This window comes from Pseudomonas sp. P5_109, assembly GCF_034009455.1.
Classification (GTDB): domain Bacteria; phylum Pseudomonadota; class Gammaproteobacteria; order Pseudomonadales; family Pseudomonadaceae; genus Aquipseudomonas.
The window spans coordinates 2723551-2746362 of record NZ_CP125380.1 but is presented as its reverse complement, the minus strand read 5'-3'; the positions used below and the strand labels follow the sequence as shown (position 1 = coordinate 2746362).

18 protein-coding genes are annotated in these 22812 nt (G+C 60.8%); 16 read left to right on the top strand and 2 right to left on the bottom strand.

What is annotated here, in order from left to right; genetic code table 11:
* Positions 1–5: 5 nt before the first annotated feature.
* The 8 genes from tssJ (at position 6) to tssA (ending at position 12017) form a co-directional block, all read left to right on the top strand.
* A complete protein-coding gene (tssJ, locus tag QMK54_RS12515) occupies positions 6–761 on the top strand; it encodes a type VI secretion system lipoprotein TssJ (protein WP_110658885.1) in 756 nt (251 codons plus the stop codon).
* Positions 758–2101 carry a type VI secretion system baseplate subunit TssK gene (gene tssK / locus QMK54_RS12510; RefSeq protein ID WP_046042543.1) on the top strand — a complete coding sequence of 448 codons (1344 nt, stop codon included), beginning with the start codon at positions 758–760 and terminating at the stop codon, positions 2099–2101. The genes tssJ and tssK overlap by 4 nt, the downstream gene beginning before the upstream one ends.
* A complete protein-coding gene (icmH, locus tag QMK54_RS12505; protein ID WP_320402605.1) occupies positions 2098–2811 on the top strand; it encodes a type IVB secretion system protein IcmH/DotU in 714 nt (237 codons plus the stop codon). The genes tssK and icmH overlap by 4 nt, the downstream gene beginning before the upstream one ends.
* 30 nt (positions 2812–2841) lie before the next feature.
* Positions 2842–6714: a type VI secretion protein IcmF/TssM N-terminal domain-containing protein gene (locus QMK54_RS12500; RefSeq protein WP_320402604.1), complete on the top strand. Its 3873-nt coding sequence runs from the start codon at positions 2842–2844 to the stop codon at positions 6712–6714.
* A 31-nt stretch (positions 6715–6745) separates the two neighbouring features.
* Complete coding sequence (gene tagF / locus QMK54_RS12495; protein ID WP_320402603.1) at positions 6746–7672, top strand: type VI secretion system-associated protein TagF; 927 nt, start codon at positions 6746–6748, stop codon at positions 7670–7672.
* On the top strand, positions 7669–10143 hold the full coding sequence (tssM, locus tag QMK54_RS12490) for a type VI secretion system membrane subunit TssM (protein ID WP_223595992.1): 2475 nt from the start codon (positions 7669–7671) through the stop codon (positions 10141–10143). Before tagF ends, tssM begins: the two co-directional genes overlap by 4 nt.
* 163 nt (positions 10144–10306) lie before the next feature.
* Entirely contained in the window at positions 10307–10825 is a 519-nt protein-coding gene (locus QMK54_RS12485; RefSeq protein WP_110658897.1) for an Hcp family type VI secretion system effector, read from the top strand.
* A gap of 94 nt (positions 10826–10919) precedes the next feature.
* Positions 10920–12017: a type VI secretion system protein TssA gene (gene tssA / locus QMK54_RS12480; RefSeq protein WP_320402602.1), complete on the top strand. Its 1098-nt coding sequence runs from the start codon at positions 10920–10922 to the stop codon at positions 12015–12017.
* Positions 12018–12146: 129 nt separating this feature from the next.
* Here tssA and QMK54_RS12475 read toward each other — a convergent pair whose 3' ends face one another.
* Positions 12147–12506 carry a DUF6124 family protein gene (locus QMK54_RS12475; protein ID WP_320402601.1) on the bottom strand — a complete coding sequence of 120 codons (360 nt, stop codon included), beginning with the start codon at positions 12504–12506 and terminating at the stop codon, positions 12147–12149.
* An 800-nt stretch (positions 12507–13306) separates the two neighbouring features.
* Positions 13307–14710 carry a J domain-containing protein gene (locus QMK54_RS12470; RefSeq protein WP_320402600.1) on the bottom strand — a complete coding sequence of 468 codons (1404 nt, stop codon included), beginning with the start codon at positions 14708–14710 and terminating at the stop codon, positions 13307–13309.
* Between the two features lie 647 nt (positions 14711–15357).
* On the opposite strand from QMK54_RS12470, the gene QMK54_RS12465 reads away from it, so the two are divergent.
* From QMK54_RS12465 to QMK54_RS12430, 8 genes are all read left to right on the top strand, one after another.
* Complete coding sequence (locus tag QMK54_RS12465) at positions 15358–15948, top strand: amino acid synthesis family protein (protein ID WP_007978708.1); 591 nt, start codon at positions 15358–15360, stop codon at positions 15946–15948.
* A 44-nt stretch (positions 15949–15992) separates the two neighbouring features.
* Positions 15993–16826, top strand: a complete 834-nt coding sequence (locus tag QMK54_RS12460) for an alpha/beta fold hydrolase (RefSeq protein WP_160389462.1) — start codon at positions 15993–15995, stop codon at positions 16824–16826.
* Positions 16823–18304, top strand: coding sequence for an aldehyde dehydrogenase (locus QMK54_RS12455; RefSeq protein ID WP_110662722.1), 1482 nt, complete (start codon positions 16823–16825; stop codon positions 18302–18304). The genes QMK54_RS12460 and QMK54_RS12455 overlap by 4 nt, the downstream gene beginning before the upstream one ends.
* Positions 18305–18316: 12 nt before the next feature.
* The gene (locus QMK54_RS12450; protein ID WP_110662724.1) at positions 18317–18802 is read left to right on the top strand and encodes a flavin reductase family protein; all 486 of its coding nucleotides are present in this window, start codon (positions 18317–18319) and stop codon (positions 18800–18802) included.
* A gap of 137 nt (positions 18803–18939) precedes the next feature.
* The gene (locus tag QMK54_RS12445; RefSeq protein ID WP_320402599.1) at positions 18940–20391 is read left to right on the top strand and encodes an NAD-dependent succinate-semialdehyde dehydrogenase; all 1452 of its coding nucleotides are present in this window, start codon (positions 18940–18942) and stop codon (positions 20389–20391) included.
* A 123-nt stretch (positions 20392–20514) separates the two neighbouring features.
* Positions 20515–20904 carry a carboxymuconolactone decarboxylase family protein gene (locus tag QMK54_RS12440; RefSeq protein WP_110662601.1) on the top strand — a complete coding sequence of 130 codons (390 nt, stop codon included), beginning with the start codon at positions 20515–20517 and terminating at the stop codon, positions 20902–20904.
* Between the two features lie 58 nt (positions 20905–20962).
* Positions 20963–21715: a GntR family transcriptional regulator gene (locus QMK54_RS12435; RefSeq protein ID WP_110662602.1), complete on the top strand. Its 753-nt coding sequence runs from the start codon at positions 20963–20965 to the stop codon at positions 21713–21715.
* A gap of 1 nt (position 21716) precedes the next feature.
* Complete coding sequence (locus tag QMK54_RS12430) at positions 21717–22280, top strand: NUDIX hydrolase (RefSeq protein WP_320402598.1); 564 nt, start codon at positions 21717–21719, stop codon at positions 22278–22280.
* Positions 22281–22812 lie beyond the last annotated feature (532 nt).

Sequence of the window (22812 nt, the reverse complement as noted above, 5' to 3'; positions counted from 1 at the left end):
TGGTCATGGACAAGAAATATTCAGGGAAGCGTCCCGAAAAGACGGCATTGGCCAAATGCCTCACGGCGGTGGCGATGATCGCGGTACTGAGCGCCTGTGGCGTCACCGACCGGGTCGGCAAGCGCGTCGACGACACGTGGGCCGGTGACATGCTGTTCGACGACAACGAGAAGGTCATCCTGACCTCCGACGGCGGCAACCAGCTCAATCCCGACGCGTCCGGCACGCCGCTTTCGGTGGTGCTGCGCGTGTACCAGCTGACGTCGCTGGAGCGTTTTGCCTCGGTGGATGCCGACTCGCTGTGGGACGACCCGCAAAAAGCCCTCGGCAATACCCTGATCGAAAACCGCGAAATCACTTTGTTGCCGGGCATGGGGCAAGTCGACAAGTGGCCGCTGAACCAGGCGGCAGGCTATGTCGGTGTCGCGGCTTTTTTCCGCAGCGACGAGAACAGCCGCTGGAAGGTCGCGTTTGATGCCAACTCCCTGCGCAAGGACGGCATCTGGTTCTCCTCCGACGGCCTGCGGGTGCTGGTGGACAACAACACCGTGTCCGCCGTCAGCGGCGTCGACGTGCTGAACAAACCGAAGTCCGAAGAGCAGCTCGCCAAGGCCTCCGCTCTGCCCGACCCACCGGCTGAGCCGACACTGACCGAACGTGTTCAGGACGCCGTGGTGCAAAAGGCCCAGGACAAAGCCGTTGGTTCCGCGCAAAAAGCCGTGGACTCGAAATTGAATTCATTATTGGAAGGCGCTCAATGAGTAAGCAAAGCCGGGTGATGTGGTCCGAAGGCATGTTCCTTTTGCCACAACATTTCCAGTATCAGGATGAATTTCACCAGCATCAGCTGGCGCAGGCGACCCTGCGCAACACGCCTTTTCACTGGGGCGTGCAGTTGCTGGAAGTGGACGAGGAAGCCCTCGCCACCGGCTCCCTGCAACTCAAGCGGCTGAAGCTGGTATTCCCCGACGGCAGCCTGTTCGACGCGCCGCAGCACGATCCGCTGCCAGCGGCCCGTGACCTGAAAGACTTGCTCAAGGGCAACGATCTGAAGGTCTACGCCGCGCTGAAACTGCCTGAGCCCTTCGGCCTCAATTACGTCGAGGACGGTCAGGAACAGAAGACCGGGCGGCGCTTTCGCAAGCAGTTCGACACTTTGCCGGACCTCAACGAAGGCGACCTGGAAAACGAAATCACCAGCCTGCGCCTGAACGTGGTGATGCTGATCGACGGCGACAACCTCGATGGCTACACCTGGTGTCCGATTGCCCGGCTGTCGCGCAACAACATTGGTGGGTTCAATCTCGACGGGCATTTCGTGCACCCGACGCTGCACCTGGGTACCCACGACACCCTGATCGGACTGGGCAAGCGTCTGCTCGGGGCCCTGCAATCCAAGAGCAAGGCGCTGTCGGGCCGTCGTCGCGAGCGTGCGGACCAGATTGCCGAGTTCGGCTCCAGCGACGTGACCCTGTTCTGGCTGTTGAACACGGTGAACCGTGCCCACCCGGCCCTGGCGCACCTGCTCGCGCATCCGCGCCTGCACCCCGAGCGCTTGTACCTGTTCCTGGCTGAACTCGCCGGCGGCTTGCTGACGTTCTCGCTGGACACCCAGCTCAACGACATCCCCGAGTACGACCACCACGACCCGGCGGCTTCGCTGGTCAAGCTCGACGAAATGATTCGCGTGCTGCTCGACAACGTGGTGCCGAACCAGTGCGTGGTGATCAACCTGACCCAGACCAAGCCTTCGTACTGGCAAGGGCAGTTGCACGATCCACGGCTGGCCGAGGCGGACTTCTACATCTCCGTGCACGCCGACATGCCGGGCGCGAGCCTGCTGGAACTGGTGCCACGGGCGTTCAAGGTCGGCTCGCCGGAAGACATCGAAGTGGTGGTCAACAGCGCCATGCCCGGCGTCACCCTCAATCACTCGACCCGCCTGCCCAATGCGATCCCGGTGCGACTGGACAATCACTACTTCTCCATCGAACCCCATGGCCGGGTGTATGAGCGAATGATGAGTGCCCAGGCCATCTCTTTCTATGCGCCCAGCGCGTTCACCAACCTCAAGCTTGAACTGATGGCGGTACTCAAATGACCGAAGCCGTATTGCAAGGCGCCGTTGCCGCCGCCCGTGAAAAACCGACCCTCAAAGACCTGGTGCAAGACTTCATCAGCATGGCACTGATCGTGCGCAAAGGCCGCCAGGTGACGTCGGTCAGCGCCTTCGAGGCAAGCGTCGACACCTTCTTCAAGGCGCTGGAACGCGATGCCCGCAGCGCCAACTACAGCGTTGAACAGGTGAAGGACACCCAGTACGCCCTGTGTGCGTTCCTCGATGAAAGCGTGTTGCGCTCCGGGGACAACGAGTTGCGTCGGCACTTTGAATTGCAGCCGCTGCAGTTCCGCTATTTCGGCGTGCACCTGGCCGGTGAAGGCTTCTTCGAAAAAATCGATGCGCTGCGTGGCGACGTCAAACAGAACCTCGATGTGCTCGAGGTTTACCACCTGTGCCTGGCCCTGGGTTTCGAAGGCAAGTTCAGCCTCGGGCAAAAGGATCAGCTGCGTTACCTGGCCAATACCCTGGGCCAGGACATCGCGCGTTTTCGCAAGACGCCCAAGGCCCTCTCGCCTGACTGGGCATTGCCCGACCAGGTCTCGCAAATGCTGCGCCATGAAGTTCCCCTCTGGCTTTACCTGGCGCTGATTGCGCTGGTCTGCGCGGGTGTCTACCTGACGCTGGACTGGCTGCTGGGCAAAGACGTAGCCGCTTTGTCCGAACAAATCAGCCAGCTGTTCAGTGCCTGAAAACAGGTCAGGTAATCGAGTCAGGAAGACATGAAGACATTATTGCGCTCGTTAAAAAGTTTTTGGTTCCTCGTCCCCGTGCTGTGGCTGGCGAGCCTGGCGGTTTGCTGGTTCGTCGCGCCGCACGTGAGCTGGTTGCGCGGTTATGCGCTGGAGGTGATGGCGATCGTCAGCGCCTTCTACCTGCTGATCATTGTGCTGCGTCAGTACAAGCGTATCCGGGCGGAGCACAACCTTGAAAACCTGGTACAGATCGAAGTCGATCGTTCGCTCAAGTCCACCGGTGAGTTCCGCGATCAGCAAGTGCTGCGCGAACGCCTCAAGCACGCCATCGCGATGCTGCGCGCCGACCGCTCGGCCGGCGGCGGCGGTTCGTCGGCGCTTTACGATTTGCCGTGGTACCTGGTGATCGGCATGTCCGCGGCCGGCAAGACCTCGTTGCTGACCCGCTCCGGTTTGTCCGCGAGCATTGCCAGCAGCGCCAACGACACACAAAGCGGCACCCAGCATTGCGATTGGTATTTCAGCCCCGAGGCCGTGATGATCGATACGGCCGGCCGGTACCTGCGCGACGATCCGTCGGCCAGCGAATTCGCCGCCTTCCTGCGCATGCTGAAAAAGCAACGCAGCAAGGCCGCCGTCAACGGTCTGGTGTTGGTGGTGAGCCTGCCTGAACTGCTGGCGTGCAGCGCGGCCGAGCGCAACGAACTGGCCGCGCAACTGGTGTCGCGCATCGAGGAGTACAACGATTGCCTGGACGCCAATCCACCGATCTACCTGATGCTGAGCAAGACCGATCAACTGCCGGGCTTCAGCCAGGCGTTTGAAGGCCTGGACCTGAACGAGCGCCAGCAACCGCTGGGCATGACCTTCGGTTTGTCCGAAATCCGCAACCAGGGCCTGCGCCCGGTACTGGATGCCAAGCTGGCCAACCTGCATGGCCATATTCGTCGCCACGTCGACGCGCAGATGATTGCGCTGGGCGCCGATGCCAACAGCGCGCTGCTGAATTTCCCGAACTATTTCGCCGAGCTGTCGGGCGTGCTGGAGCAGTTCCTCCAGCACTTTGCCGAGACCGGTCGCAGCGGTGCACCGCTGTTGCTGCGCGGGCTGTATTTCACCAGCGCACTGCAGACCGACCAGCAACTGAGCCAGGTGTATGAAGACGACCTGGCCGAGTCGTTCGCCCTGCAACCAGAGCCTGAGCAACCGGAGCCAAGCAGCGGCAAGAAAATCAGCGACCGCAGCTACTTCATCACCGATACGTTCCGCCGGGTGATCTTCCCGGATCGCGACCTGACCCTTTATCAGTCGCGCCTTGGCAAGAACACCTCCGCCAGCCCTGCCCTGCTGGGCCTGGCGGTATTGGCCGGGGTTGCGTTCATTGGCTGGCAAGCCCTGTCGTTCCAGAACAACCGTCAGTGGCTGGCCACATTGCGCGAGCAACTGAGCGAGCTGCAACAGTCCCCGGACCGTGCCGGGCTGCTCGCCTCGGGCCAGGGCCTGGAGCTGCTGCGCGAGCAACTCTCGGCCATCGAGAAGCACCGCGCCAAAGGCGTGCCACTGCAACTCGGTGCCGGCCTGTATCGTGGTGACGACATCTACCGCGTCGCGCAGACCGCCTACTTGCAGCAACTGCGCACCCAGGCACTGGAACCGGTCAACCTGCAGCTGCAATTGCAGATGCGCGCCTTCAATGAATTCGCCAAGACCGTGGATGCGCAGAACAGCTTTGCGCCTGCGTCAAACAAGGCCGACCCGGTCAAAGCGCGCGCATCTGGCCAGAAACTGCCGATCCGCTTGAACAACCTGCCGCGCAGCAGCGCTGATGTCGCCAGTCGCCTGACCGGTACCGCCAAGGGTGCCGCCAACAAGGCACGGGGCGAAGCGCTGACGGCACTGCGCAACCCTGCCACGGCGAGCGATGCCGCGGATTTGTCGGCGACCACCGGCGGGCTTTCGTTGTCCGAGGAAATGCTCGGCCGGCTGGATGAGCGGCAAGTAGCGTCCATCATCGAGTCCTATAACGCACTGAAGCTCTACCTGATGCTCACGCAACCGGGCACCCACCCGGACCCTGAGTTCGTCGGTGCCGCGTTGCCGGTGGCCTGGGCCAATACCGCCAGTGCCGACAATCCTGTCAGCACGGCGGTGATCCAGGACAACTCGCCGGTCTACGTGCAATTGCTCAAGAACGGCCAGGCACCGGCCTTGTCGCGTAACGAGCAACTGATCAGCGAAACCCGCAACAGCCTGAAGTCGTTCATGATTTCCAGCTCGCTGGTGGACCGTGAATACCTGCGCCTGCAACTGGAATCCAGCCGTCAGTTCCCGGCCGTTGGCTTGAGCGACCTGGTGCCAATGCCCGGCCGTCAGTTGCTGTACGGCACCGAGGCGGTTCCGGCGATTTTCACCCGCCAGGGCTGGGAACAGTTCGTCAAGCCGGATCTGATCAAGCTGGTGTCGGGCAACCTGCAAAACGAATCGGACTGGGTGCTCGACGGCGAAGGCGGCGACAGCATCGTGCAGAAAGCCAACTTCATCCGCGAGTTCATGACGCGCTACAAGCGCGACTACACCCAGGCCTGGTATACCTTCATCGACAGCGTGGGTGTTCGCCACTTCACCGACATGGCCAACGCGACTCAACAGTTGGCACTGCTCAGCGACGTGCAGAATTCGCCGGTGAAAATCCTCCTCGCGGCGGTCAACGACAACACCCAATGGGATGTCCCTGCCCCCCGCGAAACCCTGCAAGCGGGCATCAAGCCCGATGACGGATTCTGGAGCAGCGTCACTGGGATTTTCGATGGCAAGAACACCTCGCCAGGCGCGCTGATTTCGCCTTTGCCGGCAGTCGACGACGGCAGCCTGGCCAAGCGCTTCGAACCGGTATCGCGAGTGTTTGCGGTGCAGAACGCCGAAGGCGCCGACAGCACGATCATGGATCGCTACCTCGCGGCCTTGCGCAAGCTCAAGGTGCGGATGAACAACATCCAGCGCTCCCAGGACGTTGGCAAGAGCAGCAAGCAGTTGATCAGCGAAACCCTCGAAGGGTTGCCAAGTGAAGTGACCAGCGTGCGCAACTATGTCGAGACCACCGTCGACACCAGCCAGGGCGGCCTTTCCGAATCGTTGCAGGGCCTGTTCAGCCTACCGATCCAGTTTGCCTGGGAAACCCTGCGCGACCCGGCCGGCCAACAGATTGCCAAGGCCTGGGCACAGCAGATTGCCAAGCCCTGGGAGCAGGTCATGGCGCACCGTTACCCGATTGCACCGGGCAGCCGCAATGAAGCTTCGGTCAAGGATCTGCAGCGTTTCGTCGACCCGGAATCCGGGCTGCTGCCGAACTTCAAGCGCAACGAAATCGGCAACCTGTCCGGTGGCGAAGGCCTGGGGATGAGCAGCAATAGCAAGGCAACGCCGCTGGTCAACCCGAACATGGTCAACAGCATCGACAAGGCCAGCTCGTTGGGCCAGGTGATCGCCAGCCTGTCGGACCGCGACAACGGCTTCGAGATCATGCTCGAGCCTTCCGCCAACCTGACCGACATCATCTTCACCCTCGATGGCCAGGTGCAGCACTATCGCAACGGCAAGACCAGCTGGAGCCGCTTCTCGTGGCCCGGCACGACCACCACGCCGGGCGCACGCCTGGATGTGGTGACCCTGACCGGCGAGCGCATCACGGTGTTCGACTACCCGGGCCGCTGGGGTCTGCTGCGCATGAACGACAGCGCACGGGTCAGCGATCTTGACGGTATCCAGCAACGCTTCAGCTGGAACACCAGCAGTGGCCCGGTCAGCCTCGCCGTGCGCAACTACGGCGGCGTCAAGCTGACCGACCTGGCCAACGTCAAGGCATTGAGCGCGCTCAACAGCAAAGAAGGTCAAGCGCTGTGAGCCGGCGAACCTTGAAGCAGGGTTGCGGCCTATGATCGGCTGCTTCGGCAAGGTGCCCGCGAGCCCGGACTTCGTCAGCCTGCAAGGTGCGGGCGACGACGTCTGCGAGTTCGACGGCTGGCTGCAAGGTGCACTGGCCGCCCTGCAGCATCGCGAAGACTGGCGCGAGCTGTTCGACGCACTGCCGCTGTGCTTTTTCAGCTATCGCGCACGCAGTGGCAACTGGTTGCTGGGCGGGCTGATCAGCTCGAGGGACTCGAGTGGGCGGCGCTATCCGTTCTTCATTTTCCAGACGCTCAAGGCCAGTGAAGCCGAGCCACTGGTCAATCCGTTCACCCTGGGCGAACTGTTCAGCGGGCAGATCAGGCCGTTGCTGCACATGGCCGTCCAGGGCGAAAGCACTTCGGTGCTGTTCGAACGCATCAAGGCCTTGCGCCCGTTGCAGGGGCAGGACTTCGAGTTGTTCCGCCGCGTGCATGACAAGTTCCTGGTGAACTTCAACCTGCGCGATATTGCCTTCGCGCTCCAGGGCACTTACCCGGAGTTCGTCATCAATGCCGTGCTGACGCGCCTTCAGGCACTCAAAAAGCATCTGGATCACGTAACGCCGATCGGCATCACCCTGCCCTTGCCGGCGGAAAGGGGTTTGAAAAATCCGACCGCCGATCTGTGGGTCACCTGGCTGACGCAAATGACAGCCGAACGCGCCGCGCCGCAGGTCAACCTGCTGGCGGACGATTTCATGCGTCCCCGGCTGATCTGTTTTGCCTCACGCAATACCAGCGAGGCCTACCGCCTGCTGACCGGCATCAATGAGCGCTCGCAGAGCTATGACGTGCTGGCGTCATTCGATGCCTTTGACGAGCACCACCCGAAACACGCTTTTCCCGAAATCGACCGCCCTCTGGGTGACGTTATCGACCGTTTTGTCGATGCCCTGGATTCGAAGTCCGTATGAACAAGATCAAGTATTACTTCTTGCGCTATCAGCCCTACATTCTCGGGGTGTGCTTTTTCCTCACGATCTTCGTGGTGTGGGGCATCGGCCGTGCGTTTGACTTCAGTTCGCTCAACAGCCTGTTGACCGGCATTGGCGTGTTCCTCGGCCTGTCCGCCGGTTATGTACTGCTGCTTTATCGGGGCGTGTCCCGGCATCACAACCTCGAAGGACTGTTGCGCGAGGATGCCGACCAGGCCGTGCTGAACGCGAGCCCGGCGGATCGCGAGGAAGTCAGCCTGTTGCGCGAGCGGCTGTTGCAGAGCATCGAACGCTTGCACAGCAACAAGCCACGGGGCAGCAATCCCAAGGATGCGCTGTACGCCCTGCCCTGGTACCTGGTGGTCGGTCAGCCCGCGGCAGGCAAGAGCACCATGCTCTATCAGTCGGGTCTCAATTTCCCCTATGCCGAGCGCGAAGGCGTGCGGGTCGCCGGTCTCGGTGGCACGCGCAATTGCGACTGGTTCTTCAGTTCCGAGGCCGTGCTGCTGGACACAGCCGGCCGCTACATGAACAACCAGGAAGAGGCCGGCAAATGGCGCGCATTCCTGCAACTGCTGCGCCAGCATCGCCAGCGCCGGCCACTCAACGGCCTGATCGTCACCGTCAGCATCCACGACATCCTGCAAACCTCGCTCGACGATCAGGAGCGCATCGCCAAGCGCCTGCGCGAACGCATCCAGGAAACCCATGCCCTGCTGGAAGTGCGCCTGCCGGTGTACCTGGTGTTCACCAAGTGCGACCTGGTGCCGGGTTTCGCGCCTTTCTATCGGCAACTGGACGAAACCGCCCGTGGCGAAGTCATGGGCAAGACCTTTTCCCACAAAGGCTATGAGCAGGCCGATTGGGGGCAGCGCTTTGGCGTTGCGATGGACGAGCTGGTCAGCTACTGGCAACAGGTGGCGAGCCAGCAGCTGGTCTCGCAAGACATCCAGATCACCCGTCAGGATTCGGCGGTGTATCGGTTCCCGCTGGAGCTGGCGGCCCTCAAGCCACGGCTGCAACTGTTCGTCGATGCCCTGTTGCGCGCCAACCCTTATCAAAGTGCCGAACTGCTGCGCGGCTTCTATTTCACCAGTGCCCTCGATGCCGACCAGCCGGAACTGGGCGGGCACGCACGCCAGGTGACAGAGCGATTCTCGCTGGAAGGTGACCGGGAGATCGCCAACGGCAACGCGCAACCGCGCCCGTTGTTCATCAACAGCCTGTTCCGCAAAGTGATCATTCCCGACCAGCACCTGGTGGCGCTGTACACCACCAACCACCGCGAGCGTCGGCGCCGGGCGGCCTGGATCGGCGGTGCCGCAGTGGTCGCGGTGCTGCTGTGCAGCTTGTTGGGCTGGTCGTATGTGAACAACAGGAACACCCTGCAGGGCATCTCGGCAGAACTGACTCAGGCGACGGCCGATGACCGCTCCGCCACCGGGCAATACACCGCTTGGCAAACCCTCGATCGCCTGCGCTTCTGGACCGCGGATTACTACGCGCGGCATCACGACCAAGGCGTACCGTTGCGCATGCGCCTCGGGCTTTATCAGGGCCACAAGGTAGAACCACTGGTGCGCAGCCGCTATTTCGACCGCCTGGAAAGCGTGATGCTCAAGCCCACGGCCGACAACCTGACCCGGTCGTTGTACTTGCTGACCACCCTCAAGGTCTATCAGCGCAATGCCAAGGACCTGATGCCGGTGACCGGCGTGGACAGCGTCGAACCCAAGGCCCTGCCGAACGACAACCGGGCGCAGTCCATCGCCGCGTTCGGCAAGGCGACGCTGGACACCTACGTCATGCTGTCGCGTGCCCAGCGGGAAAAGGCCGACCCTGCGTTCCTCAAGGCGAAAATCCCGGACTACTGGTACCCGGCGATTGCCCGCCAGGTCGGCAACGCCAGTGTCGCCGCCTCGGACTATGAGTTCGCCAGCCGCCAGATCAATTTCTACAGCGACCAGATTCACCAGCCGGACGTGCCGCGGATCCTCGACAACGCGTTCCTGATCTCCAGCTCGCGCAACTACATCAACAGCCTGCTGACCCAGTCGTTGCGCTCGATCGAAACCATCACGCTGGAGTCGGACACCCTGTTCGCTTTCGCCCGTGCGGACTTCCAGAGCCTGAAGACTGAAGGCCAAAGCCAGCTCAGCGCGATCGCCGGCAAGCTGCTCAGCACCCCCAACATCGGAAAAATCATCATCGCCGGCCACGCCGACCAACTCGGCGACCCGCAGGGCAACCTGCAGGTTTCGAAACAGCGGGCGCAAACCATCAAGACCTACCTGGTGGGCAAAGGCGTACCCGGCGAGCTGGTGGAAGCCGTCGGCGAAGGCAGCAACAAGCCCTTGGTCAAGTGCGACATGCAGCAACCAAGAGCGCAGCTGATCCACTGCCTGGAGCCTAACCGGCGGGTAGAAATCGAAGTGCGGGCACTCAACTGAGCATGCGCGCCCTGTGAAGAAATACCGGCATCCGGGTCATCTCGACGAGAGGCCCGGGCTGGCATAAGACACCTCTGTTGATCGTTTCAAAGAGGTTAGAACGAAGGGCTGGAACCTGCTCGCAGGTGACATCCCTTTAAATGAAGGTAAGGAGAAAATAGAAATGGCATTTGACGCATACATCCAGATCGAAGGTATTCCAGGTGAAGTGCTGGACGACAAACACAAGGATTGGATCGAAGTGCTGGGCTACGAGTATGGCGCCACCCAAGCGACCTCCGCGACGGCCAGCTCGTCGGGCGGTGCTTCGTCGGAACGTGTAGCGTTGAGCGACTTCCGCATCCGCAAAGCCGTGGACAAGGCTTCGGCCAAGCTGTTCGAACACTGCTGCAATGGCAAGCACATTGCCAAGATCCAGCTGAACGTGAACCGCGCCGGTGGCGACAAGGTCACCTACCTGACCATCAACCTGGAAGAAGTCGTGGTGTCGTCCGTGAAAGCGATCGCTGGCGGTAACCAGAACGGCGAAGACAAAGCGGTTGGCGATCTGCCGATCGAAGAAATCAGCTTCAACTTCGCTCGCATCAAGACCACCTACACCCAGCAGAGCCGTGCCGATGGCCAGGGCGGCGGCAACGTCACCGGTGGTTGGGATCGCACCGCGAACAAGGTTTTCGCATAACACCGTGGTAATGACGGGCCGCACACGCGGCTCGTTTTCAGCACTGCGCCTGCCAGGCGGGCGCGGTGTTCTTTTAGTCTGATCAGAGTTTCCCATGTCTGAATTTCTCAACGACCTTTCGCTGGCCGAACTGACCGCGCCCATCAATGAGGGGAGCGGCGAAGACCTGAGCTTTTCCACCTTGTTCGATCAGGTGAAAGAAGCACGGCGAGCAGACCCCGATTACCTGACCCAGGGTGACTGGCAAACCGATCTGAAGTCCTCCGACTGGGATCTGACCCTCACCCTGGCTGCCCAGGGCCTGGCTCGACAGAGCAAGGACCTGATGCTCGTCGCCTGGCTCAGCGAAGCCCTGGCGCACAAGTACCATTTCACCGGTATCACCTTCGGCCTGACCCTGGCCGAACGCCTGCTGGATAATTTCTGGGCCGGCCTCTTCCCTTCCCTCGAGGACGGCGTCGATGAACGCGCTGCCCGTCTGGCGTGGATGAAAACGACCCTGGCGGATGTCGTGGGCGGATTGCCCATCACCCAGGGCCAGCAGTACGGCCTGCTGCGTTACGACGAATCCCGGCACGTCGAAAACCTCGGTTTGCAGAACCCCCAGGCCATGCGCGCCGCCCTCGACGAAGGCAAGATCAACGCCGAGGTGTTCCAGCGTTCGGTGGTGCTGACCGACTCCGACCACCTGCGCCTCAAGGCCGGCGAAATTGCCGCCAGTCTCAATGCGTGCCAACAACTGCAGAGCACCGCCGACAGGCTGTTCGGTCATGACGCGCCAAGCTTCGCCGGGCTCCATGACGTGTTGTCCCGCGCCGGCCAACTGGCCGAGAAACTGCTCAAGGACCGCGGCATCGAACTGCACCCGGCCCCTGTCGCCCCCACCCCGACCGTCGCCGAAAGCGCCGGCGCACAACCTGCAGGTGCGGCAATGACCCAGACCCGGCAAGACACTCCCGTCACACCACTGCGCACCACGCCGCAGACCCGCGACGAGGCATTCACCCTGCTCGCGGGCATCGCGCAATTCTTCAAGCAGACCGAACCCCAGAGCCCCGTGCCCTACCTGATCGAACGCGCGATCAAATGGGGCAACATGCCGCTCGAGGGGTGGTTGAATGATGTGATCAAGGACAGCAATGTGGTGGACAACATTCGTGATGTGCTGGGGACCAAGGAAGCGAAGTCCTGATGAGCTATCAGCACAGACACTGAAAAACCTGTGGCGAGGGGGCTTGCCCCCGTTGGGCTGCGCAGCAGCCCCAAAAAAGAGACCGCCGCGCATCATCGTGAGCAATCCACTCACTCAAACGAACCGCACTTACTCAGGTGAATCAATCTGATCCAGTACCCGGTTCGCCGTAATCTCCGCCAACATCACACTGTTGGAAATCCCCAGCAGAGCATTGCGCGATCCACCGTCCAGATGATCCACCAACTGGTGGACCATCACATCCACCGAAGCCAACGTCTCCACCAGGTAAACCACCAAGGTTTCGGTATCGACCTGCGGGTCGACGGTAAACAAGGTACTGACCGTACGCGGCGTGGCTTTAATATCCGCGGTCGAGGGGAAGTGAAAATCGAGAGCGCGCTCGGCGGTTTCGTTGAGTTTGTTTGAATCGGGTTCGTAGGGGGGTGCCGGATCGGTGTCCGGCGGGTTGGGGGTGACCTTGAACATTGGCTCTATCCTCATAAGAGTGAGGCTACAACCCGTTCGCTGCTAAACGATATGGGAGGCAGCTGTGCGCAGGTTAGCAGACCGATGAGCCAAGAAATCGGCGCGCCGAAGCGCCCTGCGCACAACCACCATCAAGTGCAGGTAAGGGATACCTGTTTGATAGAGACATCATGCGTCTTGACATCAACGGGCTGCTAAACCCGATCACTGATGGGCAGTGATGCGAATCAAGTTACCGAGCGGACCCCAGGCGCACAAGCCGGCGGATTCTGGCGTAACCGTAGGCAACGGCGCAAGGTCTTGTAGCTTTCGGGGCGTAACCTACAACGCATTTAAACAAGAGTTCTTTGGCGATTTGATTGATCTGATGTGCACCTCTTATACGAAGTGAAATCCAGGTGCAGGCTAGTCGCGAGTTCACCGACGAAGAGCAGCTCGGTGCACTAATGACCTCAGGCGATGAGCTGTCCAGACGCGCACGGCAACTGGTAAAACTCATCGTGGGCCACATGATTCACATTGAATCCATCTACGCTCAAATTTACATATGTGCCGCCGAGCGATACATTCTGAAAAGCAATTCTCACTACGGCGTCGATTTGAATCAACGCGACGACAAGCAGCAAGTTAAATTTATGCCAGACGCTATATAAAATATACTAGCGTCCATTGAACATTCTCAATGTGCTCTCCAACGGTAGAAAAACAGCTGATAACATCTGAATACTACACGGACTGCAGCACCACAATTTTTATTGGCTCGCATGAATAATGAAGTACTTTGAAGCCTTTCAAGTTCTTTAGAACTCATCCTCTGAAAGCCCGTAAGTCGCAGTGTTGCCATTCGCCACTTTGTAGAGAGTAAGCGTGATAACACTGTACTGGGTCCCTTTGTATGTGGTGGATTCAGTTAGCTCCATAGATTCCGAGCGCGAAAGACCGCCGGAAGTCAGATCGCGATACCGTACATCAAAGTTGCCAGCAGTGAGATTTTTCATGGTAAAGCTACTGTGTGCAGGAATAAAAATCTGCCTTGCCGGCCGGGCTAGCTTACCTTCCAACGCAACGAGTTTCAGCAGAACGTCCGAGTTGTTCTGCCCATTGTCGATCGTCACCTCCGAGTGGCCAGTCTTGTGCGTTTGTGGTTCACCAACCAAGTACCCCGCGGTTTTAGGCCATGGCCGGCCATTTGGGGCCATCTTCGAACGCACATAGGCCGGTTTTTTTGCCACCACCTTCTGTGGGGTGTTGGTAGCCGACGCAGGCTGAACAACCATACCACCCGACACATTTGTGGAAGTTGCTAATGGGGCAGGTTGCGCGGAATACGGCATTGGCCCACGAGGCGGAGAATAGTGTGATTGGGGATAATTAATTATCGCGATGGCGATCACTCCAGCCGCCGCAGCAATCGCACCAAGATGGACAAAAAAACGACCGTGTATGGGGCCCCAGCTGTTTTTCAATCGATTGGCTTTGTTGTTGCTACCCAATTCGGCCATGAATGCTTCAAGGTTGCTGAGCAGACTGTCTCGCTCAGTTTCTTCCGCACTTTTACGGCTAGGTGTATTCGGCACTTTCCTGCAGTACTTTATCGCGTTTTCGGCGAGTGACTGTGCCAGGTCAGGGCGTCCAGTCGCATAGAAATAGTAAGCTTGGTAACCCAGCAATCTAGCATTTTCAAGCGGTGGATGCGTGCCACCGAACATGTTGCTCACCAATGCGTGCGCAGTGTAAAGCGGCCCCCATGGAAAGCCCCACCAACCAAGCAACCAACTGGTTGCTGATGCTTTCAGAGACTGTTTCTGAGCACACTCACTGCAGTACACACCAGCGATAGGTTTGCGAATTGTTGCCACAAGGAAGCTTTTTACAGATCGGAATACCACGACTCTTGGTTGAGCCGAAACTTTTGTGCAGAGAGAACAGACGATAGGGTCTGGCACTTGAGATGTCGCGGGATCAGTGCCAGCAGTTTGAGTACCCACGCTGTCATATTCGGTCCTGGAGACGGGGTTCGATAGCACCGCATAAGCTTCATTTAAGAATTGAAATTGCCGGGTGGTATCGTTTCCAGGGTTGCGATCAGGGTGTAGCTCCATGGCGCGCCTTCGATAGGCGGCCTTGATCTGATCATCCCCGGCGGTCGAGGTTAACCCCATGACTAGGTAATATCCCTTAGGATCATCTTTGTCGTGTCGCATTTAACGATCCTTGTCACGCCGGCGAGGTACCAGGCACATTGTTTTTATATTAGGAAAGGGTGTCATCCATCCCTCAGCCTCAACATTAGCCGCTGAAAGTACTCCATCGAACAATCACGAGAGATGGTGATTTCCTAGGGATACATCATAGTAGCCATATGCTACTTTTTTCGTCCATCGTAATTGCTCGTCGGCGGCATATCTTTGGCGGTTTGGGCATCCTTACTACCAGTACTGGTCGGTCGTCGTCCTAACGCCCACCTCCCTAAACTTTGCGCACCATTTCCATAGCAGCACACCTCCCAACCTCGCCGCCCCCAGCAAGTCGACGCCACCTCGCCGAGCAAGTGGCAAAGGACAGCTATAAAAATATTTGCGCCCTACTATCACTTAATCACCGCCAACAACCCGGTAATGGGCGTGTACTACCAGCACCACGTCGGTTTCCTTGACGCACAACCACCCGCAGTGAAAGGTCCGCTCCCCATTGAGTTGGCCAAGGGCGAAGCTGGTGTCATCAGTCCGGCGACTCGGTAAGCGAACTTTTACCTGCCATCCAGCCAGAAACTCCGTTCGGGGACTTGCGTCATCGGTATTATGGTATACCATCAGACGCACAGACACCCAAAACCTCTACGGAGCAGCTCATGAGTTTCGAAATCCGCAAGATCGTCAGCTATGTCGAAGAAACCTTTATTGAAGGCGGCAAAGCCACCGATAAGCCCGTGACCATGGTCGGTCTGGCCGTGGTGATGAAAAACCCCTGGCTGGGCAACGGTTTCGTCGAAGACCTGAAACCACAGATCCGCGCCAACTGCTCCGACCTCGGCGCACTGATGGTCGAGCGCCTGGTGGGCATCATTGGCGGCGCCGAGAAGATCGAGGCATACGGCAAGGCTGCGGTGGTCGGCGCTGACGGCGAAATCGAGCACGCTTCGGCGGTGATCCACACCCTGCGCTTCGGCAACCATTACCGCGAAGCGGTCAAGGCCAAGAGCTACCTGAGCTTCACCAACAAGCGCGGCGGCCCGGGCACTTCGATCCAGATCCCGATGATGCACAAGGACGACGAAGGCCTGCGTTCGCACTACATCACCCTGGAAATGCAGATCGAAGACGCACCGCGTGCCGACGAAATCGTCGTGGTCCTGGGTTGCGCCGACGGTGGCCGCCTGCACCCGCGCATCGGCAACCGCTACATCGACCTGGAAGAACTGGCTGCCGAAAAAGCCCAGTAACCGCCCAGCAAAACGACAACAAGAAGGCATTGCAGGAGCGCTCCATGATTCGGCTCACCGCTGAACTCACCCCGGCTGGCACCAGTTACCTGGCGACCGGCCAAGGCCAGCCCGTGGTCTTGATCCACGGCGTGGGCCTGAACAAAGAAATGTGGGGCGGCCAGATCGTCGGCCTGGCCACGAACTACCGCGTCATCGCCTACGACATGCTCGGCCATGGCGCCAGTCCGCGTCCGGAGAGCGGCACGCCGCTGCTCGGTTATGCCGACCAGTTGCTGGAGCTGCTCGACCACCTGCAATTGCCCAAGGCAACGGTGATCGGCTTTTCCATGGGCGGGCTGGTGGCGCGGGCGTTTGCCCTGCACTACCCGCAACGCCTGGAAGGCTTGGTGGTGCTCAACAGCGTGTTCAACCGTAGCGCCGAACAGCGCGCCGGGGTCATCGCCCGCACCAGCCAGGCCGCCGAACACGGGCCGGACGCCAATGCCGAAGCGGCGCTGTCGCGCTGGTTCAGCCGTGAATACCAGGCCGCGAACCCGGCGCAGATCGCCGCGATTCGCCAGACCCTGGCCGGCAATGACCCGCAGGGTTACCTGACCACTTACGAACTGTTCGCCACCCAGGATATGTACCGCGCCGATGACCTGGCCAGTATCCGGGTGCCGACGCTGATCGCCACCGGCGAACTGGACCCGGGCTCGACCCCGGAAATGGCCCGGCAGCTGGCCGAGCGCATTCCCGGCGCGACCGTTGCCGTGCTCGCCGAGCAACGGCATATGATGCCCGTAGAATCGCCGCGCCTGGTCAACCAGCTGTTGCTGGAGTTTCTGCAGGCCGCGCACTCCCAACAAAACCAGATCAAGGGGATCGTTGCATGACACTCGCACGCTTCCAGATGTGCATCGGCGGTGAATGGGTCGATGCCCTGTCCGGCAAGACCTTCGAAAGCCTCAACCCGGCGCTGGCCGAGCCTTGGGCCGAGCTGCCCGATGCCGACGAAGCCGATGTCGAGCGCGCCGTACAAGCCGCGCAAACCGCTTTCGACAGCCCGGCCTGGCGCGGACTGACCGCCACCGCTCGCGGCAAGTTGCTGCGACGTCTGGGCGACCTGATCGCCGAAAACAAGGAACAACTGGCGCAGCTGGAAAGCCGCGACAACGGCAAGCTGATCCGCGAAACCCGTGGCCAGGTCGGCTATCTGCCGGAGTTCTTCCATTACACCGCAGGCCTGGCGGACAAGCTCGAAGGCGGCACCCTGCCGCTGGACAAGCCGGACCTGTTTGCCTACACCGTGCACGAAGCCATGGGCGTGGTGGCCGCGATCATTCCGTGGAACAGCCCGCTGTACCTGACCGCGATCAAACTCGCCCCGGCGCTTGCGGCTGGCAACACCATCGTGATCAAGCCGTCGGAACACGCCTCGGCGACCATCCTCGAACTGGCGCGCCTGGCGCTGGAAGCCGGGATTCCGCCGGGGGTGGTCAACGTCGTCACCGGTTACGGCCCGAGTACTGGCGCGGCCCTCACCCGCCATCCGCTGATCCGCAAGATCGCCTTCACCGGCGGCGCGGCGACAGCGCGGCATGTGGTGCGCAGCAGTGCGGAGAACTTCGCCAAGCTGTCGCTGGAACTGGGCGGCAAATCGCCGAACATCATCTTCGCCGACGCCGACCTCGACAGCGCGATCAACGGCGCCATCGCCGGGATCTATGCCGCCTCCGGGCAGAGTTGCGTGTCCGGTTCGCGCTTGTTGGTGCAGGACGAGATCTACGATGAGTTCGTCGGCCGACTGGTGGAACGCGCCCAGCGCATCCGCATCGGCAACCCGCAGGACGACAGCAGCGAAATGGGCCCGATGGCCACCGCGCAGCAACTGGCCGTGGTCGAAGGTCTGGTCGCCGATGCCATCGCTGAAGGTGCGCGTTTGCGTCTGGGCGGCAAGCGTCCGACCAATCTGGGCGACGGCTGGTTCTACGAGCCGACGCTGTTCGAGTGCGACCGCAACTCGATGAAGATCATGCAGGAAGAAGTCTTTGGCCCGGTGGCTTCGGTCATCCGCTTCAAGGACGAAGCCGAAGCCCTGGCGATCGCCAACGACTCGCAGTTCGGCCTCGCCGCCGGCATCTGGACCCGCGACCTCGGCCGCGCCCATCGCCTTGCCCGGGACGTGCGTTCGGGGATCATCTGGGTCAACACCTATCGCGCGGTCTCGGCCATGGCGCCGATCGGCGGCTTCAAGAACAGCGGCTATGGACGCGAAAGCGGCATCGATTCGGTGCTGGCCTACACCGAGCTGAAAACGGTGTGGATCAACCTGTCCCAGGCACCGATGCCTGATCCCTTCGTGATGCGCTAGGAGTCCTGGAAAATGATCGAACCCGGCATTTACAAAGACGTGATGAGCTCGTTCCCGTCCGGGGTCACGGTGGTCACCACCCTCGACCCGGATGGCGGCATCGTCGGCATCACCGCCAGTGCCTTCAGTGCGCTGTCGATTGACCCGGCACTGGTGCTGTTCTGCCCCAACTACGGCTCCGACACCTACCCGGTGCTGCGCGACAGCAAGCAGTTCGCGATTCACCTGCTGTCCGCCGAGCAGACCGCCGAAGCCTATGCCTTCGCCGGTAAAGGCAAGGACAAGGCCAAGGGCATCGAGTGGCACTTGAGTGATCTGGGTAACCCGATCCTGGCCAAGGCCACGGCGATCATCGAGTGCGAACTGTGGCGCGAATACGACGGCGGTGATCACGCGATCATCGTCGGCGCGGTGAAGAACCTGATCCTGCCCGCGCAACCGGTGACGCCGATGATCTACCACAAAGGCAAGCTGGGACCGCTGCCTACCCTGGCCTGATGGATCTACACAATCCCCTCGTGGGAGCGGGCTTGCTCGCGAAGGCGGAGTGTCAGTTGACATCAATATTGACTGACCCACCGCTTTCGCGAGCAAGCCCGCTCCCACAGGGTCCACCACATTACTCAGGAGCCGGCATGAGCCCAGCAGCCTCGTTACTGTTCCGCCAGCAGGCCTACATCAATGGCCAATGGCTGGACGCGCCGGATGGCGCCTGTCAGGACATCTTCAACCCGGCCACTGGTGAACTCATCGGCCGCGTGCCGAACCTCGGCGCCGAGCACGCACGCCTGGCCATCGATGCCGCCAACAAGGCCTGGCCGGCCTGGCGCGCACTGACCGCCAAGGAGCGCAGCAATACCCTCAAGCGCTGGCATGCCCTGATGATGGAAAACGCCGACGCCCTGGCACAGATCCTCACCCTCGAACAAGGCAAGCCACTGGCCGAAGCCAAGGGCGAAATCCTCTACGCCGCGAGCTTCATCGAGTGGTTCGCCGAAGAGGCCAAGCGCATCTACGGCGACACCATTCCCAGCCACAAGGGCGATGCGCGCATCGTCGTCAGCAAGGAGCCGATTGGCGTCGTCGCGGCCATCACGCCGTGGAACTTCCCGGCGGCGATGATTACTCGCAAGGCCGGCCCGGCGCTGGCCGCCGGTTGCCCGTGCATCGTCAAACCGGCCCCGGAAACGCCGTTCTCGGCGCTGGCCATGGCGGCATTGGCGGAACAGGCCGGGATTCCCGCTGGCATCTTCAACGTGATCACGGGTGACGCCATCGCCATCGGCGCCGAGCTGACGTCCAGCCCGCAGGTGCGCAAACTGTCGTTCACCGGCTCCACCGCCATCGGCAAACTGCTGATGGCCCAGTGCGCACCGACCCTGAAAAAAGTCTCGCTGGAACTGGGCGGCAACGCGCCGTTCATTGTCTTCGACGATGCCGATCTGGAGCGTGCCATCGATGGCGCGCTGATCGCCAAATTCCGCAACGCCGGACAAACCTGCGTCTGCGTCAATCGCTTCCTGGTGCAGGACGGCATCCACGACGCCTTTGTCGCTCGACTGGCCGAACGGGTATCGCAGCTCAAGGTCGGCAGCGGTTTCGATGATGGCGTCACCCAAGGACCGCTGATCAACGAGCGCGCCGTGGCCAAGGTCGAAGACCACGTGCAAGACGCCCTCGCCCACGGCGCCCGGCTGCTGTGCGGCGGTGAACGCCATGCACTGGGCAACGGTTTCTTCCAGCCGACCGTGCTCACAGGCGTCACCACGCAGATGAAAGTCGCCCGGGATGAAACCTTCGGTCCGTTGGCAGCGGTGTTCCGCTTCGACAGCGAAGCCCAGGCCGTCGAGATGGCCAACGACACGGAGTTCGGCCTCGCCGCCTACTGCTACACCCGCGACCTGGGCCGCGCCTGGCGCATGAGCGAGGCGCTGGAGTACGGCATGGTCGGGATCAACGAAGGGTTGATTTCCACCGAAGTCGCGCCGTTTGGCGGGATCAAGTCCTCGGGGCTGGGCCGTGAAGGGTCGAAGTACGGCATCGAGGATTACCTTGAACTCAAATACACCTTGATGGGCGGCCTCTGAATCGCGGGTTCACCCTGTAGGAGCCGGCTTGCTGGCGAAGGCGTCTGCAAGTACGCCATCGCCAGCAAGCCGGCTCCTACAGATCGACGTCGAGATCCAAATCCCCCACGGGAGAGCAGCAAAATGAACAACGATAAATATGAAAAAGGCCTGAAGATCCGCACCCAGGTGCTGGGCGAAGCCTACGTCAACCGCTCCATCGAAAACGCCGACGACTTCACCCGGCCACTGCAAGAGATGGTCACCGAATATTGTTGGGGTCATGTCTGGGGTCGTGAGGGTTTGTCGCTCAAGGAGCGCAGCATGATCAACCTGGCGATGATCTCGGCCCTCAACCGCCCCCATGAACTCAAGCTGCATGTGCGCGGCGCCTTGCGTAACGGCCTGAGTCGTGAGCAAATACGCGAAATTCTGCTTCAAGTCGGCATATATTGCGGTGTTCCCGCTGCCGTGGACAGTTTCCGGCTCGCCCGAGAAGCCTTCGCCGAAGCCGATGCCGAGGCCTCCAGTTAACCCCTCGACTGTTTAAATGCCCGTCTGGCATGGACAGCCAACCTAAAGAGCGGACCCCATGAAACGCCTGCCACTCGACGACAGCTTCAAGGTCAATCGCAACCCCGTTACCCTGCGCGAAATCGTGCTGGATAAACTGCGAAGCGCCATCATGAACTTCCAGCTCCTGCCGGGAGACCGTCTGGTCGAACGCGATCTGTGCGATCGCCTGGGCGTCAGCCGTACTTCCGTGCGCGAAGCCTTGCGTCACCTGGAATCCGAAGGCCTGGTGGAATTCGCCGATGCCAAGGGCCCGCGTGTCGCGATCATCACCCTGGCCGATGCCGTGGACATCTACGAGCTGCGCTGCGTGCTCGAAGGGCTGATCGTGCAACTGTTCACCCTGCGCGCCAAGGCCAAGGACATCAAGGCCCTGGAAAAAGCCCTCGAAGAAAACCGCAAGGCGCTCAAAGACGGCGAGCTGCAACAGGTCATCGACTCGGTGCAGGGTTTCTACGACGTGCTGCTCGAAGGTTCGGGCAACCATGTCGCGGCCACTCAGTTGCGCCAGTTGCAGGCACGCATCAGCTACCTGCGCGCGACTTCGGTGTCCCAGGAAAACCGTCGCGGCGCCAGCAACCAGGAAATGGAACGCATGGTCGAGGCGATCAAGGGCGGTGATCCGCTGCTCGCCCACCAGGCGTGCGTCGACCACGTGCGTGCAGCCGCAGCCGTGGCCCTGGACTACCTCAAGCGCAAGCAGGAAGAAACCGGCGACATCCCGGCGATCACCCAGCCCATCGCGCTGAAAGAACCGCGCATAGGTCGCTGACATGTTCAGCCCGAGCTTTTGCCCCAAGTGCGGCAGCGCTGATCTCGGTCAGCGGGTGCCGCCGGGCGATACGCACGAGCGCCTGATGTGCCGCGGCTGCGGCTACATCCACTACGTCAATCCGAAGATCATTGCCGGCTGCATCATCGAGCAGGACGGCAAGTACCTGTTGTGCCAACGCGCCATCCCGCCCCGCACCGGCACCTGGACCCTGCCGGCGGGCTTCATGGAAAGCGGCGAGACCACCGAGCAGGCGGCCTTGCGCGAGGTCTGGGAAGAAAGCGGCGTGCGCGCGGAAATCGTCTCGCCCTATTCGATCTTCAGCGTGCCGCAGATCAGCGAGGTGTACATCATCTTTCGCGCCATCGCGCTGGAGATCACCGGGCAGTACGGCCCGGAAACCCTCGACTACAAGTTCTTCGCGCCTGAGGAGATTCCCTGGGACAGCATTTATTACCCGGCGATTCGGCAGATTCTTGAGCGTTATATCGAGGAGCGGCAGGCTGGGGTTTATGGCATTTACATGGGTAATGACGACAGCGGGAAGATTCACTTTATTCGTTGATCTGTTTTCTGTTGTTCGAATTTTGGTAACCGGCTCCCCTGTAGGAGCGAGCCTGCTCGCGAAGGTTTGTCGTTCGACGCTGGCTTTCGGGTGTACATATCCATTCCTGCGGTAACGGCCGCTTATGGTTCCGCTCTTACAGCGGGTCACTTTGAAAAGCCCAAAGTAACCAAAGGCTCTTGCCCCTTTCGTTCGGTGCCTCGCCTAGGCTCGGCATGCCCTCGCTCCGGTCCTGCTCCGTGGGCCCGCCGCCATCGGCCATCCATGGCCGGGGGCGGCTAACCCGGCATCCATGCCGGGTTGCCCACTGCGCAGAACCTCCACTCGGCCTCTCGATGGGGCAAGAAGATCAAAAGCCAAAGCGAGGCGGCCTGCCGGCCGGCCTGATCGTGAGGCTCTACACCCTCCCTGTAGGAGCTGGCTTGCCGGCGATGGCGCCACCCCAGCCAACCCTGCGGCACCTGACACACCGCCATCGCCGGCAAGCCGGGCTCCTACAGAGATTGAGTACATCTGAGAGGGATTGGTTGGC